The sequence below is a fragment of the Actinomyces qiguomingii genome, from assembly GCF_004102025.1.
In the GTDB taxonomy this organism is placed as follows: domain Bacteria; phylum Actinomycetota; class Actinomycetes; order Actinomycetales; family Actinomycetaceae; genus Actinomyces; species Actinomyces qiguomingii.
The window spans coordinates 457,716-472,553 of sequence record NZ_CP025228.1 but is presented as its reverse complement, the minus strand read 5'-3'; the positions used below and the strand labels follow the sequence as shown (position 1 = coordinate 472,553).

The 14,838-nt window shown below is 69.4% G+C and carries 6 protein-coding genes; all 6 read right to left on the bottom strand.

Annotation, left to right across the window (positions count from 1 at the left end):
• Positions 1–164 precede the first annotated feature (164 nt).
• Complete coding sequence (locus CWT10_RS01955; protein WP_128683231.1) at positions 165–3,893, bottom strand: transglutaminaseTgpA domain-containing protein; 3,729 nt, start codon at positions 3,891–3,893, stop codon at positions 165–167.
• Between the two features lie 127 nt (positions 3,894–4,020).
• Positions 4,021–5,154, bottom strand: coding sequence for an AAA family ATPase (locus CWT10_RS01950; RefSeq protein ID WP_233188242.1), 1,134 nt, complete (start codon positions 5,152–5,154; stop codon positions 4,021–4,023).
• 954 nt (positions 5,155–6,108) lie between these two features.
• Positions 6,109–8,814: a pyruvate, phosphate dikinase gene (gene ppdK / locus CWT10_RS01945; RefSeq protein ID WP_103063708.1), complete on the bottom strand. Its 2,706-nt coding sequence runs from the start codon at positions 8,812–8,814 to the stop codon at positions 6,109–6,111.
• 1,432 nt (positions 8,815–10,246) lie between these two features.
• On the bottom strand, positions 10,247–11,359 hold the full coding sequence (locus tag CWT10_RS01940) for a putative glycoside hydrolase (RefSeq protein ID WP_103063709.1): 1,113 nt from the start codon (positions 11,357–11,359) through the stop codon (positions 10,247–10,249).
• Positions 11,356–13,137: a GT4 family glycosyltransferase PelF gene (gene pelF, locus CWT10_RS01935; protein ID WP_233188243.1), complete on the bottom strand. Its 1,782-nt coding sequence runs from the start codon at positions 13,135–13,137 to the stop codon at positions 11,356–11,358. Before pelF ends, CWT10_RS01940 begins: the two co-directional genes overlap by 4 nt.
• On the bottom strand, positions 13,131–14,441 hold the full coding sequence (locus tag CWT10_RS01930) for a beta-carotene 15,15'-monooxygenase (protein WP_128683230.1): 1,311 nt from the start codon (positions 14,439–14,441) through the stop codon (positions 13,131–13,133). Before CWT10_RS01930 ends, pelF begins: the two co-directional genes overlap by 7 nt.
• Positions 14,442–14,838: the final 397 nt, after the last annotated feature.

Below are 14,838 nucleotides of genomic sequence, written 5' to 3'. Positions count from 1 at the left end.
CACTGTGCTGGACCATCCTCTCATGCGTAGAGCGGAACATCGCACTCGTGTGGGCGTCTGCACACCCCGGTTCCCGGGCATTCTGAGTTGGGGGGGTGCTGCGCGTCAGGGTGTGACGCCCCGGGCTCCTCAGGTCACGAAGGCCCCGGCATACGGCGGGCGCGTCACCGCCGACGGCGCCACAGGCTCGCGGGCAGGAGTACGGCCCGCAGGCGGCGGGGCGATGACGTCGTCCGCATCAGGCCTGCTGAAGCGGCGCGCGCCAGCCGGGCCAGCCGCCGGCGGTCACCACCGCCATTGGTGCCACCGTCGGGGTTTTGTCGCCCATGGTGCGCGAAGGATTCGGCGACGACGGCGTCGGCCACCTCCACCAGCGCGGCCCGGGGCGACTCCTCCAGCCCGGGGGTGGCGGCCAGGTGTTCGGCCAGCGCCTCATGCGTGCGCGCACGCGGCCCGCCCCCGGCACCATGCCCGCCCCGGGCAGCCCGGGCCGTGTCTCCGCCGAGTCCGCAATGTCCGCGGGCCCGGCCCGCGGGCTCCCATAAGCCCAGATCGACGGCGGTGTCGCGCAGTTCCTCCCAGGCAGCCGCGGCGGGTCGGGCGCCGTCGCTAATGCGTGCGAATCGACGTCGGCGCCGTCGCACACGCACCAGGGCGGGTCCGGCGAGCGCCAGCGCCACGGCTCCCGCCCCCATCGGCCACACCGCCCGACGTCCCGGTCTACCGCCGGACTGGACGTCAATACCCGCGTCGGGCCCCGGCGCCGCGTTCACGGGCGTGGCGGTGGCGGAGGCGTTGGTGTCCCCGGCCGTGGCCGTAGCGTCTGCGGACTCCCCCGCGGTGGGTGCGGGCTGCGGCTGCGCCCCGGTGTTGGCGCGTTGCCCGGCGCCGCCGGGGGTCGGCTCGAAAGCCACCCAGCCGACGCCGTCGAACCAGACCTCAGGCCAGGCGTGCAGGTCCCGGCCGGATACGGATGTGGTCGCATCGCCGGCCCGGGATGCGTAGCCGATGGCGATGCGGGTGGGCAGGCCCAGGCTGCGGGCCATGACAGTGAAGGAGGCGGCGTAGTGGATGCAGTAACCGCGCCGTTCGGCGAGGAAGTCGTTGATTGTAGCCACGGGCGTCTGGACGCCCGCACCGAAACCGCCCGGCGCGGTCTCGTCGTACACAAAGTCACCGGTGTGGAACCAGGCATTCAGTGCGGCGGCCCGGGCGACCGGGTCCGCGTCGTCGCCGAGCCCGGCGGCCTCGACCACCTCCCCGGCGGCGGCCGCGATCATCTCGATGCCCTCGGGCGTATCAGTGTAGGCGGCCAGGGCGGCGGGCTCGGCCGCGGCGGCCGCGTAGGGAGGGAAGACCTGCGGGACGCCGTCCGCACCGGCAACCGCATTCCAACCCAGGATCGTGTAGTCATCCCCGCCGACGATGTCCGCACCCCGGGTGAGGACGGTTGAGGTGCCGGGCACCCACGCCCACTGCGAAAGGTCCGGCGACTCCTCCCCGGCCCCGTCCACCACCAGGACCGTCGACTGGGCCAGCGGCGGGCGCGGGGAGGAGAGGTTCCTGATGCGCAGGTAAATCCGGGGCAGGTCGGCGCCACCGGAGAGCACCTCAGCGGCGGTTACCCCTGCCGCAGTGAGTGCCGCCCCGGCCGTAAGCGTGTCGGCGCCGGCCGGCGCTGCCAGGGCGCCGACGCCCGTGGCTCCGGGTTCGTCCAGGGGTTCCCAGGTGTCGCCGTCCAGATCACGGATGACGGCCAGGGTGAAGCGCATGGAGGTTCCCGGCGCCACCGAATCGGTGCTGTACTCGAAGGCTGTGGCCGCCGACCCGCGCACCAGGTCCTGCCCCAGTGTCAGCGTGGTGTCCGGCACCGGGCCCCCCACCGGACTTGCGCCGCTGAGGTTCCAGCTCCACGCCCGTACCGGCACGGCCGGCGCCAGGGACAGGGCGACGCCGGTCAGGCCCACCGCCAGGGCGGTCACCGCCGCCACACCGGCCAGCGACCCGGCCACACGCGTCAGGGCGGCGACGCCGGCACGCACCGCGACACCCCGGGCGCTGCGGTCCTGCTGCCTGTGCTCGCCGCGCCGTCGGCGCACACGCCCCCTGCCGGGTGAGGGAGCCGCGGTGAGGATGAGTGCGAGCACACCGGCACCGGCGGCCAACACCACGGTGTCTTCGGGGTGCTGCCCCAGGACGATGCCGGGAGCCAGCAGTGCGGCGGCCGGGGCCAGCCCGGTGGCGCCGCTGCGGTCGCCGCCGCCGGCGCTCATCAGTGCGGCCGCCCAGGCCAGCAGGAGCGTGAACAGGCACAGGGTGAAGCCGAGCACGCCGCCGGTGGCGAGTGGGGCGACGCCATTGCGCAGCAGAGTGCCGACGGCTTGCAACTGGCTCATGGGGGCGGCGAGCCAGGCCTCCACCTGGCCGGTGCCGCGCCAGCACCACCACACCACTGCGGTTCCGCCGACCAGGCCCAGGACGCAGCCGAGCCCGGCCCGGTGCGGCCAGGCGGCGCGCACCAGGGCGGGAATAAGCAGGGTGGTGGCGGCGGTGGCCAGGCCCAGGGCGGCCCAGGGCGCGGGGGTCAGCAATGGTGATAGCGCCGTGGCGGCCAGGTGCCATAGGCCGACGACGATCAGTGCGGCGGCCAATGGCTGCCAGCGAGCGCTGCGGGGGTGCGGCCGGGCGGAGGGCGCCGCCCGTGGAGCTGGTTCCCGGTCGCGGTCCGGGACGGGTTCCGGGGCGGGTTCCGGGGCGGGTTCCGGGGCGGTTGAAGGCGGCTGTGAGGCGGCTGATGGCGCATCCGGGGCGGGTTCCGGGTCAACGCCGGTAGCGGCGTCGGCAATCAGCACTACCGCCCCAGGCCTGGGCTGGGGCCGCGGGTCGGCAGCGACACCGGTGATGGTGACATCGGCGTCGCGCTGCGTCATCCGGGCGGGCCTGTCGTCCTGCGGACCGGAGGTGCCGGGCCCGGGCGCACCATCGGCGCCGGTGGCGGGGTCGGTGTCCTGTGGCGGAGCCGTCTCCACCGTGGCCAGGCGCCGCATCAGGGCGATGGCGTGCGCCGCGGTGGCGCGGTGGTGTTCGGCCCCCAGGTGCAGTTCGACGTCGTGTCCGGCACGCGCCCAGGCCTCAATCACCCCGGCGGCACGACTCACGGCGTCTTCAAAGGCGGCCGCGGCACTGTCCGGCTGGTCGGGGTCCGGCGTATAGGCCGCGGCGCGCACGTCGAGTCGCAGGCGGCGCGGACGGCGGTTCTCCTGCTCCCGGTCGACCACCAGCAGCCGGTCCACGCGCGCGGACTGCCGCCAGTGGATGGATCCCAGCCAGTCTCCGGGTCGGTAGTCGCGCAGCTCACCGGATCGCGCCTGTCCGCCGCTGCCGCTACCGTGCCGCGCCCGGGCGCCTGTAGCGGCGTCATGGGTCACACCGGCGTCGGCGACGATCGCTTCCTGTGGCGGCGGCAGTGGCCGGGGCAGGACCAGCAGGTCGCCGTCAACGCGCAGGGGAATGCGGGCGCGCGCCAGCCCGAGCGGGTCGTAGCAGGTGAGCACCTCCGCCCCGGCGGCCAGGCGTCCGCGTCGGGGCGGACGATAGGAGATCGCACAGCCGCCGTCGACAACCGGAATCGTGAATCGGGCGCCGGTGACGCGCCAAGTCACCCACAGGGGAACCCACCGGGGCAGTCGAGCGTTGACGGCCAGCTGCCAGATCGCCTCCCCGCCAACCTGGACGTCGTCGGGCCGGGTCAGCCGCGGTTGCGGCCGGGCGGCGACTGCCTCCAGCCAGGCCGCTACCAGGGACGCTCCGGCCAGTGCGGTCAGGAGGACTCCCAGGTTCCGCAGCAGCGTCAGCCCGGTTCCGCCACCACCCACCAGCAGTACCAGCGCCAAGGCGAGGACCTGGCAGCCGGTTGTCGACGGCGCCGCCCAAGGAATCGGTCGGCGTCGGCTCCGCCCGCCGGGGCGGTCGGGTCCGGGTAACCGCGGCCGGGCGCCATCCGCATCCGCCGGCATCGGCTCACTCACCCGTCGGCACGGGCATATCCGCGATGATGTGCCGCAGGGCGCGGGTGGAGGCGGCGAGCGCATCGGCCGCGGAGGCGTGGTGTCCGGCCGGGATGAGCCGGTGGGCGAGCACGTCGACGCCGGCGCGGGCGACGTCGTCGGGGGAGACGAAGCCACGACCCGCCATGGCCGCCCGGGCACGGGCCACAGCGGCCAGGTGGAGGCCGGCACGGGGACTGGCACCCAGGGCGATGGCCGCGTTGTCGCGAGTCGCCGAGACCAGGGCAACTATGTAGCGGGCAACGGCCGGATCCAGGTGCAGGGCGGCTACTGCGGCGCGGGCCGCGCGGGCGTCCGGCTCGGAGGCTATGGGGGCGAGGTCGGCCAGGGGGTCGGCGGCGCCCCGGGCCAGCAGCAGCGCCGCCTCGGCATCGGCGTCGGGATAACCCATGGTCATGCGGGTCATGAAACGGTCGCGCTGAGCCTCCGGCAGGGCGAAGGTGCCCTCCATCTCCAGGGGGTTCTGGGTGGCGACGACGATGAACGGGTCGGGCAGGGGCAGGGCGCGGCCCTCGACACTGACCTGCCCCTCCCCCATAGCCTCCAGCAGGGCGGACTGGGTACGCGGGGTGGCCCGGTTGATCTCATCGGCAACGACGACGCCGGCGAAGACCGGTCCGGGGTGGAAGCGGAACTCGCGGGTGGCCTGGTCGTAGACGCTCACGCCGGTGACGTCGGCGGGGAGCAGGTCGGCGGTGAACTGGATGCGGGCCGAGCTCAGGTCCAGGCAGCGGGCGAGCGCCAGGGCCAGGGTGGTCTTGGCGACGCCGGGCACGTCCTCGATCAGAAGGTGGCCGCCGGCCAGGAAGGTGGCCAGGAGGGTGTCGATCGCCTCGGTCTTGCCGACGACGACGCGTCCCATCCGCTCACGCAGCGCTTCGGCAAGCTCGCGCAGGGCGGGCGGGCCCATCGGGGAGGAAAGCGGACCCACCGGGGAGGCGGCCGGACCCACCGGGGAGGCAGGGTCGGCGGCGCGGGTGTCGGGAACCCGGATGTCCATGGCGTGGGTGCCGGTGGCACGGCGGGTTCTGGAGGTGCCGCGCGGGCCCCGCGTGGTGGGGGCGACGCCGGTATCAGCGCTGGTCATGCGCCGATTCTGTCAGAGCCTGCAAGGCGGCGGCAGGGGCTGACGGGCCCTGGCAGCGCGTATGGGCCGCGCAAAGCGGCTCATACGGTTCAAACTGTGTTCGCCGAGTTCGGTAGAAATAACCATCGAGTTCGGCAGATATAACCATCGAGTTCGGTAGAAATAACCACCGAGTTCGGTCGATATAACGGCTGTTCGTGTTTAGGGGTGTGGGCGCATACACCGCCGCCTGGGGGCGCAGGCGCTTCACGTGTTCACTGGCCTGTGCCGGGTAACGGTCCATCACCTGTTGCGACCGATCGGCACCTACAGGCACGCACCGTCGTGGGAAGTGCCCGAGCGCTGATGCCAAGTGACCAACCGTCATCCTTTACGACGAACCGCCGTGCGAAGCACCCAAGCGCCGGGGTGAACCGCCGAATCGTCACCCGGAGCGCACAAGCAAACACACCCTCAAACCGGAAGAGCCATTAAAGGTGCATGCATACGGATCCACGAGGTTGATCTCACGGTTCTTGCTGTATACGTATTCCTTCAGCTCTTGAAGCTTTCCTTCTTGGGCAAGTCGCACCATCCCCTGGTTGGCTGACTCCCGACATAGCGACGCCATCACCTCGCCGCAGCGAATGTGAGTCGACCGGGCTGTTCACCCCAGATCGCCTGATGCACCGGAGCGGACGCCGGGTACACCCCCACGGGACCCTCACAGGCGCCTACCTCGAGCTTTTGCACCCTGGTGTGCGGGAAATCGCCGCACACCAGGGTGCAAAGCTCGTATCAGAGCACAAAGGCTCGCAGCAGACGCCGGCCAGCCGGGGAACCAGCCGGAGAATCCGCCAGCACGCACGCCGGGGAACCAGCCAGCGCACCCGCCGGGTAGCACCCAATGGGTAGCGCCCCGCCGGCACCGTCAGCGCTTTACGTCGATGGCAGGCCAGCGCCTCGCCGTCGGCGTCACTCGGCCGGCGCCAGCACCGCCGCCCGGCCCGCCTCCAGACGCGCCACCGGCACGCGGAAGGGCGAGCAGGACACATAGTCCAGGCCTACCCGGTGGAAGAAGGCGATCGACTCGGGATCACCGCCATGCTCACCGCACACGCCCATCTTCATGCCCGGCTTAGTCGACCGGCCGCCGTCGACGCCCAGCTGCACCATGCCGCCCACGCCGTCGACGTCAATCGACTCAAACGGGGAGGTGCCAAAGATACCGGCCTCAATGTAACGGCCCACGAAGGAGGACTCCACGTCGTCGCGGGAGAAGCCCCAGGTGGTCTGGGTCAGATCGTTCGTGCCGAAGGAGAAGAAGTCCGCCTCCTCGGCCACGTGTGCGGCGGTCACAGCCGCCCGCGGCAGCTCAATCATGCAGCCGATCGGGAAGTTCAGCTCGAATCCGGACTCGGCCGACACCTCCGCCAGAACCGCCTCCGCACGTTCCCGAGCCAGCTGCAACTCGCGCACCGAGCCAATCAGCGGAATCATCACCTCCGGACGCGGGTCGCCACCAGCCTTTAGACGCTCGACGGCGGCCTCGGCGATCGCCCGCACCTGCAGCTCAATCAGGCCCGGCAGGGTCAGCAACAGGCGCACGCCGCGCAAGCCGAGCATCGGGTTGGCCTCGTGGTTGCGGCGCACCACGGCGAGCAGCTGCTCGTCGGCAGGGTCCAGGGTGCCGCGCTCACGGTCAACCGCAACCTTGACGCTCAGCTCGGTCAGGTCGGGCAGGAACTCATGTAGAGGCGGGTCGATCAGGCGCACCGTCATGGGTTTGCCATCCATCGTCTCAAGCATCTGCACGAAGTCGCTCTTCTGCAGCGGCAGCAGAGCGGCCAGGGCGGCCTCCCGCTCGGCGTCGTCGGCGGCGAGGATCAGGTTCTGCACATACTGCTTGCGCTCACCGAGGAACATGTGCTCGGTGCGGCACAGGCCCACACCCTGGGCGCCGCGGTGGATGGCGTGGCGGGCGTCGTCGGGGTTGTCGGCGTTGGCGCGCACCTGCAGTCGGCGCACCTCGTCAGCCCGTTGCATGATGCGGTCCACGCTGGTGACCAGGTCGCGGGAGTCGTCGTCGCCAGCGGCGGCCAGTGCCGCGTCCAGGCCGCGGCGCAGGTAGGTCATCACTGGGGAGTCGACCACGGCGACCTCCCCCAGGAACACCTCACCGGTGGTGCCATCAATGGCGATCACGTCGTCGCTGGTCAGCGGCGCCTCCCTCCCGGCTACGCGCACGGTGCGGGCGGCGGCGTCGACCTCCAGGGCCTCGGCGCCGCACACGCAGGTCTTGCCCATGCCGCGGGCGACGACGGCGGCGTGTGAGGTCTTCCCACCGCGGGCGGTAAGCACGCCGACGGCGGCGACCATGCCGGGCAGGTCGTCGGGGTTGGTCTCGCGGCGCACCAGGATGACGGACTCCCCGGCCTCGGCGCGGGCGATGGCCTCGGCGTTGTCGAAGGCGATGTGGCCGACGGCGGCGCCCGGCGAGGCGGGCATGGCGCGGGTGATCAGGTCCCGGCCGGCGTCGTCCCCGAACTGCGGGAACATCAACTGGTTCAGCTGGTCGCCAGTGACGCGGGTGAGGGCCTCGTCCATGGTGATGAGCTTCTCGTCCACCAACTGGGTGGCCACGCGGAAGGCGGCCGCTGCGGTGCGCTTGCCCACGCGGGTCTGCAGCAGCCAAAGCTTGCCGCGCTCGATGGTGAATTCGATGTCGCACAGGTCGCGGTAGTGGGTCTCCAGGCGGCGCATGGCGGCGCGAAGCTCGTCGTAACTGGTTTTATCCAAGCGCTCCAGGTCCGCCAGCGACAGAGTGTTGCGGATGCCAGCGACGACGTCCTCACCCTGGGCGTTGACCAGGTAGTCGCCGTAAACACCGCTGCGCCCGGTGGAGGGGTCGCGGGTGAAGCACACGCCCGTGCCGGAGGTCTGCCCCATGTTGCCGAAGACCATGGTGCACACATTCACGGCGGTGCCCAGGTCGTGCGGGATCTTCTCGCGACGCCGGTAGATGTGCGCGCGCTCTGTGTTCCAGGAACGGAAGACGGCCTCGGTGGCCATGTCCAGCTGGGCGCGCGGGTCCTGCGGGAAGTCGATGCCGGCGTGCTCGGCGACGATTGCCTTGTACTCCTCGACCAGTTCCTTGAGAGCATCCACGTCCAGCTCATAGTCGAGCTTGACGTCGCGGGCGGCCTTCTTGGCGTCCAAGGCCTCGGAGAACAGGTCGCCGTCGATGTCCAGAACGGTCTTGCCGAACATCTGGATCAGGCGCCGGTAGGAGTCCCAGGCGAAACGCTCGTCATCAGAGGCGGCTGCCAGCCCCCGGACGGATACGTCATTGAGGCCGATGTTCAAGACGGTCTCCATCATGCCGGGCATGGAGAACTTCGCCCCGGAGCGCACCGAGACCAGTAGCGGGTCCTGCGCGGCGCCCAGCTGGCGACCAAGCTCCTCCTCGACCTGTCGCAAGGCGGTGGTCACCTGGACGGCTAGCTCATCGGGGACGACGCCGTCGCGCAGGTAGGCACGGCAGGCATCGGTGGTGATGGTGAAGCCGGGCGGCACCGGCAGGCCGAGTCGGGTCATCTCGGCGAGGTTGGCCCCTTTACCACCCAGGAGGTCCTTCTGGTCCTTGTCGCCCTCGCTGAAGCGGTATACGTATTTGGGCATCATCGCCTCTTTCTGATTCTGGTTGACTGTGCGCCCGTGCGCGTTGACCCCTCACACTCTAATGTGACTTCAGTCCTAGCGCCACCTGCCGGCGCCGTGTCTTCGGACGGCGCCGGCACCCCCGGACCGCCGAGACCGGTCGAGGTAACGGTTCTTCCGGTTGCGCCGTGTTCGCCGAGTTCGGTCGATATAACCATCGAGTTCGGTAGATATGACCAACGAGTTCGGTAGATATGACGATCGAGTTCGGTTGGTGTGGTCGGCGGGGTGGGGGAAGTGTCCAGATTCGGCACAAACGAGGATCCCCCGCCCGACGCCGCCCGCCAGATCCGCATGATTCCAACGAATCTGAGGGCACCTGCTGGACGGGGCGGGGTGTTTACGCCGATTCTGGACACTTTGGCTCCCAGCTGCCGGCCTACCGCACTGGTCTGCTGAGCATGCCAGGGCCTCTGGTCACCGACCCGGCCCCCCTTGTCCCATCGGCTGGTACATCTTTGACGATGAACCGGCCCCACAGCCCAGCCGGGCGCGCAGACCAGGCCGGGCCCGGCTGCCGGCCATGCCGGCGACATCCACGGCCTACGGCATCTTGACCGTTGACCGCGCGTACACCGGCATCCATCCGCTGCCCGATGAGCAGGGCGACCGCGAGCGCCGTTGACCACGCGTGCGCCGACGTCCAAGGCAACCGCAACAGCACAAAAAGCACCCCCGCACCCGGACCACCTGCCTGCCGTTGGACCGTCTGGCTGCCGTTGGACCGTCTGGCTGCGGATGGACCACCTGAAACGCACTCTCAGACGGTCCAGCCGCAGTAACGCGGTCCAAGTACGAGGCCAGCAGCCAGCCGCGCCCACACCCAACACCGCCAACACCCTCAAACCGGAAGAGCCCACATAACCACCGAGACCGGTCTATATGGCGCAAGGCGGTTACACCCATCGAATACAAGAGATGATCCCACACGCTGGCCTTCCACGGAACATGCACGCGTTGCACAGATGAATAGCGCTTCGGTGTAGGACGCCGGCTCCTCAGGACCGGCAACGGTGTGTTGTTTGCGCAGGATCGGTCTTTCCCGTGGCTGCATCCTCGATATTCACAGGATCCTCAACCCGGCCTGATGCTGCCAATGGGTCACCTCGTCATGAACCAGATCGGGGAGGCCTGGCAGTTCTGCGATCAGTGTGAAACGACAGACTTGCTCTCAGGCATCGTGGGTCTCCTTCGTGATTACTTAGACAGATGACCCAACAGGCTCCCACGATGCAGCACCGGCGGAGTCCCCTAGCGGGAACTGCCACCCCGCTACAAGACCCACCCGGCATCAGCGGACCCTCGCCACTTCGACCGAACTCGGCAGTCATATCGACCGAACTCGGCAGTCATATCGACCGAACTCGGCAGTCATATCGACCGAACTCGGCAGTCAGGGGATCAGGGCAATGACACCCTCATGGGGACCCAGTCGCAGGCGACGCGGCAGGGGCTCCCCGTCGGGCCGCCCCTGCGGTCCCGGCCGTACGGCACCGGCCGGCAGGGTCACCGTACCCCCGGTCTCCCCGTCCGGGATGGCCGCCACGACGCCACCCTCAAAACGGCGCCGCCACACCCGCCCGAACCTGCGCGCCGGCCCCAGTGGTCGCCCCAGGTCCGCATCCATGGCCGGAAACCAGGGCGTACGCGAGTAATCGTCATGACCGGTGGCCGTGTAGGACAGCCGCCGACCGCCGGCGCCGACAATCCAGAACACCGCCAGGCCGTACAGCCCCCGCCGGGAGCCGTCATATGCGGCCCCACACCCGCCCGACGGCGTGCGCAGCAGCCCCAGCCCCGGCCCACCGAGCTGGTCGGCCTGAGCCGTCGCCGTTGCGGCGTCGAACATGACGTCATCGCCCCAGCCCAGCCAGCACTCGTCAAAGCCCCCGCCCCACGCGGCGTGCCGCCTCCAACGGCCGGGCTCACGCCGGGCCTCGGCAATGTTGGGAACTAGCAGACGACCGCCGTCGGACAGGGCACGCCCCGCCTCCTCGACCAGGGCGCCCAACACCGTGCGCATGCCGGCGGCATCGGCCGGGGCCAGCGGATCGGCGGCGGCAATGGCGGGCAGGTCAATGCCGTAATAGTCCTCGAAAACATCGTTATCCGCCATGATTCCGTCGAAGGCGGTGCCCTCCAGGCAGGCGACCACCCGCTGCGTCCAGGCCGCGCGATAGTCCGGATCCCACACGCGAGTCTGCAAATGCCCCCGGTAGGAGGACCACTCCACCGGCTCACCCCCGCGCAGGGCAATCCAGCCGCGCTCGCGAGCCTCGGGCCAGCCGACGCCGGAGGCGCGGCGTTCAGGCGGCTCGAAGACTCGCACCGAGGACAGGCAGCGGTATGCCAGCACGGTCATATCCGGCCGGGCGTCCTTCAGACGGGCGGCGGCCGCGGTCTCCCACGGTTGAAGGACCGCGGTGCGGTAGTGGCGCGCGGCCCACTCCACTTCGCCGTCGCGAAGCGGTTCGCCGTAGCGGATCCAGGCGCCGACGCCGGTCACTGGCTCGCGCCCCCGGGACGCACCTCCGGCCAGGCGGAGCGGACCGGCTCCGCCAGGGCGTAGGCCTGGCTCTCCCGGTCCGGCACGCCTCCTTCGAAGTACAGCTCGCGGTAGGCACTATTGACGGTGACCAGGTTGTAGGCGGCCTCGGCACGCCCGCGAGCGGCCCGACTCATCCGCTCGTACAGCTCAATGTCATCAATGAACTTCTGAACCCGGTCCGCCATGAGGCGCGGTTTCCCCGGAACGATGACGAATCCGGAGGGACCCCATTCGCGCCCCTCGCCGTCGACTATCCCATCCTCCACGACGGATCGCACCGCCCCCACATCGGTGCTGACGGTGGGGATGCCCGCGGCCATCGTCTCCAGGGAGACGATCGGCAGCCCCTCGTTATAGGAGGGCAGAAGGAACAAATCCCATTCGCTCAGATGCTCACGGACCTGAACCGTCCCCCGGATGGTGACTGCGTCCTCCAGGCCGAGTTCGGCAATGCGTGCTACGCAGCGCTCGTAGTACTCGGGCATGTGCTCGGTAGGTCCGCACACGTCCAAGCGGACATTCGCGCCGCGGTCCTTGAGGATCCGTATGGCGTCCAGCAGATCGAGCAGTCCCTTGATGGGGACGACGCGCGCAATGTACACCAGACGCCACATGTGTGCGTGCGTCCCCTCCTTGCGCAGTTCCCTGTTGTGCTGCAACCGGAGCCGATAGACGTCGTCGAACTCCTGAGTGATGATCCCATTAGGGATAAGCCTGGCCTTGGACGAATCGGTCCCCAATGCCAGAGCCTCCGTCACCGCATCCGGGTACAGGTAGGTAATTGCGTATGCCTTCGGGTAGCACAAACGCCCCAGCTCAACCCACCAGGCGACCCACATCCGATTACGGCCGGAGATGTCGAAGGTACGGTAAGCGTCCAGCGTCACCGGCTTGTCCATGCGCCGATCCAGAAGCATGTTAATGGTGTCGCGCACGTACAGATTGTGCTCTGTGAGAAGGAAGGCCGAGCCGTGTTCCCGGGCGGCATTGGCTGCGAGCAGGGAGGCGTATCCGGTGGTGTGCGCGTGGTAGACCCGGGCCCGCGGCATCGTCTCGTTCAGTACCGCATAGGCCAGGGAGAAGAACTCGCGCAGACACCAGAACAACTCGGCCACGGACATGCCCAGGGTCGGCATCGCCTCCCGGTAGGTGTCCAGGAACTCGCGCGTGCCCAGCAGCGCCCACAGCGGGAAGCGCCGCGTCGACGCCGCGAAGCCGTCGTCGATCAGCGACCACATCGGGGCGGTGTCGCCATTGCCCAGCGAGTGCAGCGCACGGATCAGCCGGACCGCCAAAGCCTTGCGCTCGCCCGCACCCATGTGCAGGTCCTCCGGGCGCGCTGCCATGAACTCGGGGTGCTCCTGCATGGACAGGTAGACCACTCGTACCCACCGGACGTTGCCCGGCATGCCGTACAGGTCGGTGCGCGGTGAGTCGGAGTCCCAGGTGATGTGGATGATGCCGAAGGTCAGGTCCGGGTTGCCGCCGATGATGTGATGCACGACGGCGGAAACCCCTCCCTTTAGGTAGGGGTAGGTCGACTCCATGACAATGGCGACGTCGACGTCCTCATAGCGGTCGTCGACCGGCACGCCGTCGGGCAGGGGACGTGAATGGCTGTCTCCGGTCTCGGAGGGCCGCGGCCCCGGACGGCTCGTCCGGGGGAAGGCTAGGCGGGCGGGCAGGCCGGCGAGCGCGGCACGCATCCCGGATACACGCGAGTCGATGGTTACCAAGCCAGTGCCTTTCGCCAGAAGAATGAGTATTCGGGCGCTGCCCAGGCACGCCGGTAGGCGGCCGCCGCCAGGATGAGGAGGACGACGTCGAGCAGCGCTATGACGGCGAAGGAGGGGAGGAGTCCGCCGACCATCGTGAAGGCGGCGATCGCCCCCAGCAGGTGCACGCCGGAAAGGAGCATGGGCAGCATCCGCTGTCCGGCGTGGTCAATCTCGTAGGCGAGCAGCGTGAGCAGGGCGGTGAGTATGGAGCCGAGGACCACTACGGCGACGGCGAGGATCTTGCCGGGCACGAAGATCAGCCCGATCACCAGTGCGAAGAAGCCGGCGACCACGGCCACCAGGACAGTGTCAGTCATGACCTGCGCCAACAGACGGCGCAGGCGCTGCCCGCGCACGTGGATGTCGCTGATGGGAACCTCGGTCAGGTCGGCGTGGAAGCGCCGCACCGCCGCATTCACGCGGGGTGAGGTCACGGCGAAGTAGAAGGAGTAGGCGAGCACGGCGGGCTGGAGGCACAGGTATGCCAGCGGAATATCCCAATCGCCGCCGAGGGTGAGGAACAGCAGGAGCTTGTCGGCCCAAAGTACGCCGCCCAGCACCAGTCCGCGGACCATGTCCCGCAAGTAGGGGCCCAGCCGCACCGGCCAGGGCCGCAGCACGCCACGCAGGGCCCGGCCCAGGGGCGCCGCCTGAACCAGGGTCCCCAGTAACGGCGGCAGGTACCACATGGCGGGGGCTATCAGCACGGCCGCGGCGTAGGCGGTCCACCCCAGGGCCCAGTAGCGGCGACGGCGGGTGACATCGGCGACGATCAATGACTCGACGAACACCATGTTCTCCATGGTGAGCACGAAGTGGGCGGCCATGGTCCCTGCGCCCCAGCCGGTGGTCATGGCCACCAGCGCCGATACGATCATGACCGGCGCCACACTGGCTCCGAGCATGATCGGCCAATAGTGGGCGAAGCGCGTCGCAACCGCGTCCGCCCCCTCCTGCACAGCCTCCCCCAGCAGGCGGTACGCGGGGTTGCAGGTGATCTGACTGAGCCAGGGCACCGCCACCGCAACCGAGACGATCAGCAACGACACCGGCACCCCACCGACAGCATGCCCCGTCATCCGCGACATGGCGAGGGGGTAGGCGGTGCTCAGGAGGATCGCGGGAGACATTGACAGCAGTAGCGCCTCAATGGCCCAGCGGGTCCTTCCCGCAGAACCGGGCTCCTGCGGCCCGCCGAAGATGCGCGGGAGCACCGAGGGCGGCCCCTGCGATCGTCGGCGGGCGAGAGTGGTTACGTTCATGTACGGCGCCCCTTCTGGCACAAATACTTACCAAACCCATGCTGCGCCCAGCAGGGCTGGAGGCTCCACGGCCACGCGATGGTAACAGACGCCGCTAACACCACGGGTTTGAGCTCCGACGAGAGCATAGCGTTATCGCGTGCATTGCACTGGCGTTACCGCGTACCAATGTGCCTTTAGTGACCCACCCCTCGCCACAGAGTCGCAACTAACAGACCAGGACGGCCCGTTGACCCGCACAGATACGGCCGCCGGAAAGCCGAAAAGCAGGGCGTTACCACCCAGACACAAGCACGTCCGGCTTAGCCGTCCCACCCTCCACAATGCGCCGTCGCGGAGCGAAAGACCCGGCATCCCCAGAGCGACGCGGCGACAAACCGGCGAATTCTGCCGATCA

Coding starts and splice junctions, on each gene's coding strand:
- ppdK (WP_103063708.1), bottom strand. CDS start 8,814: ATGCCCAAATACGTATACCGCTTCAGCGAGGGCGACAAGGACCAGAAG.
- CWT10_RS01950 (WP_233188242.1), bottom strand. CDS start 5,154: ATGACCAGCGCTGATACCGGCGTCGCCCCCACCACGCGGGGCCCGCGC.
- CWT10_RS01930 (WP_128683230.1), bottom strand. CDS start 14,441: ATGAACGTAACCACTCTCGCCCGCCGACGATCGCAGGGGCCGCCCTCG.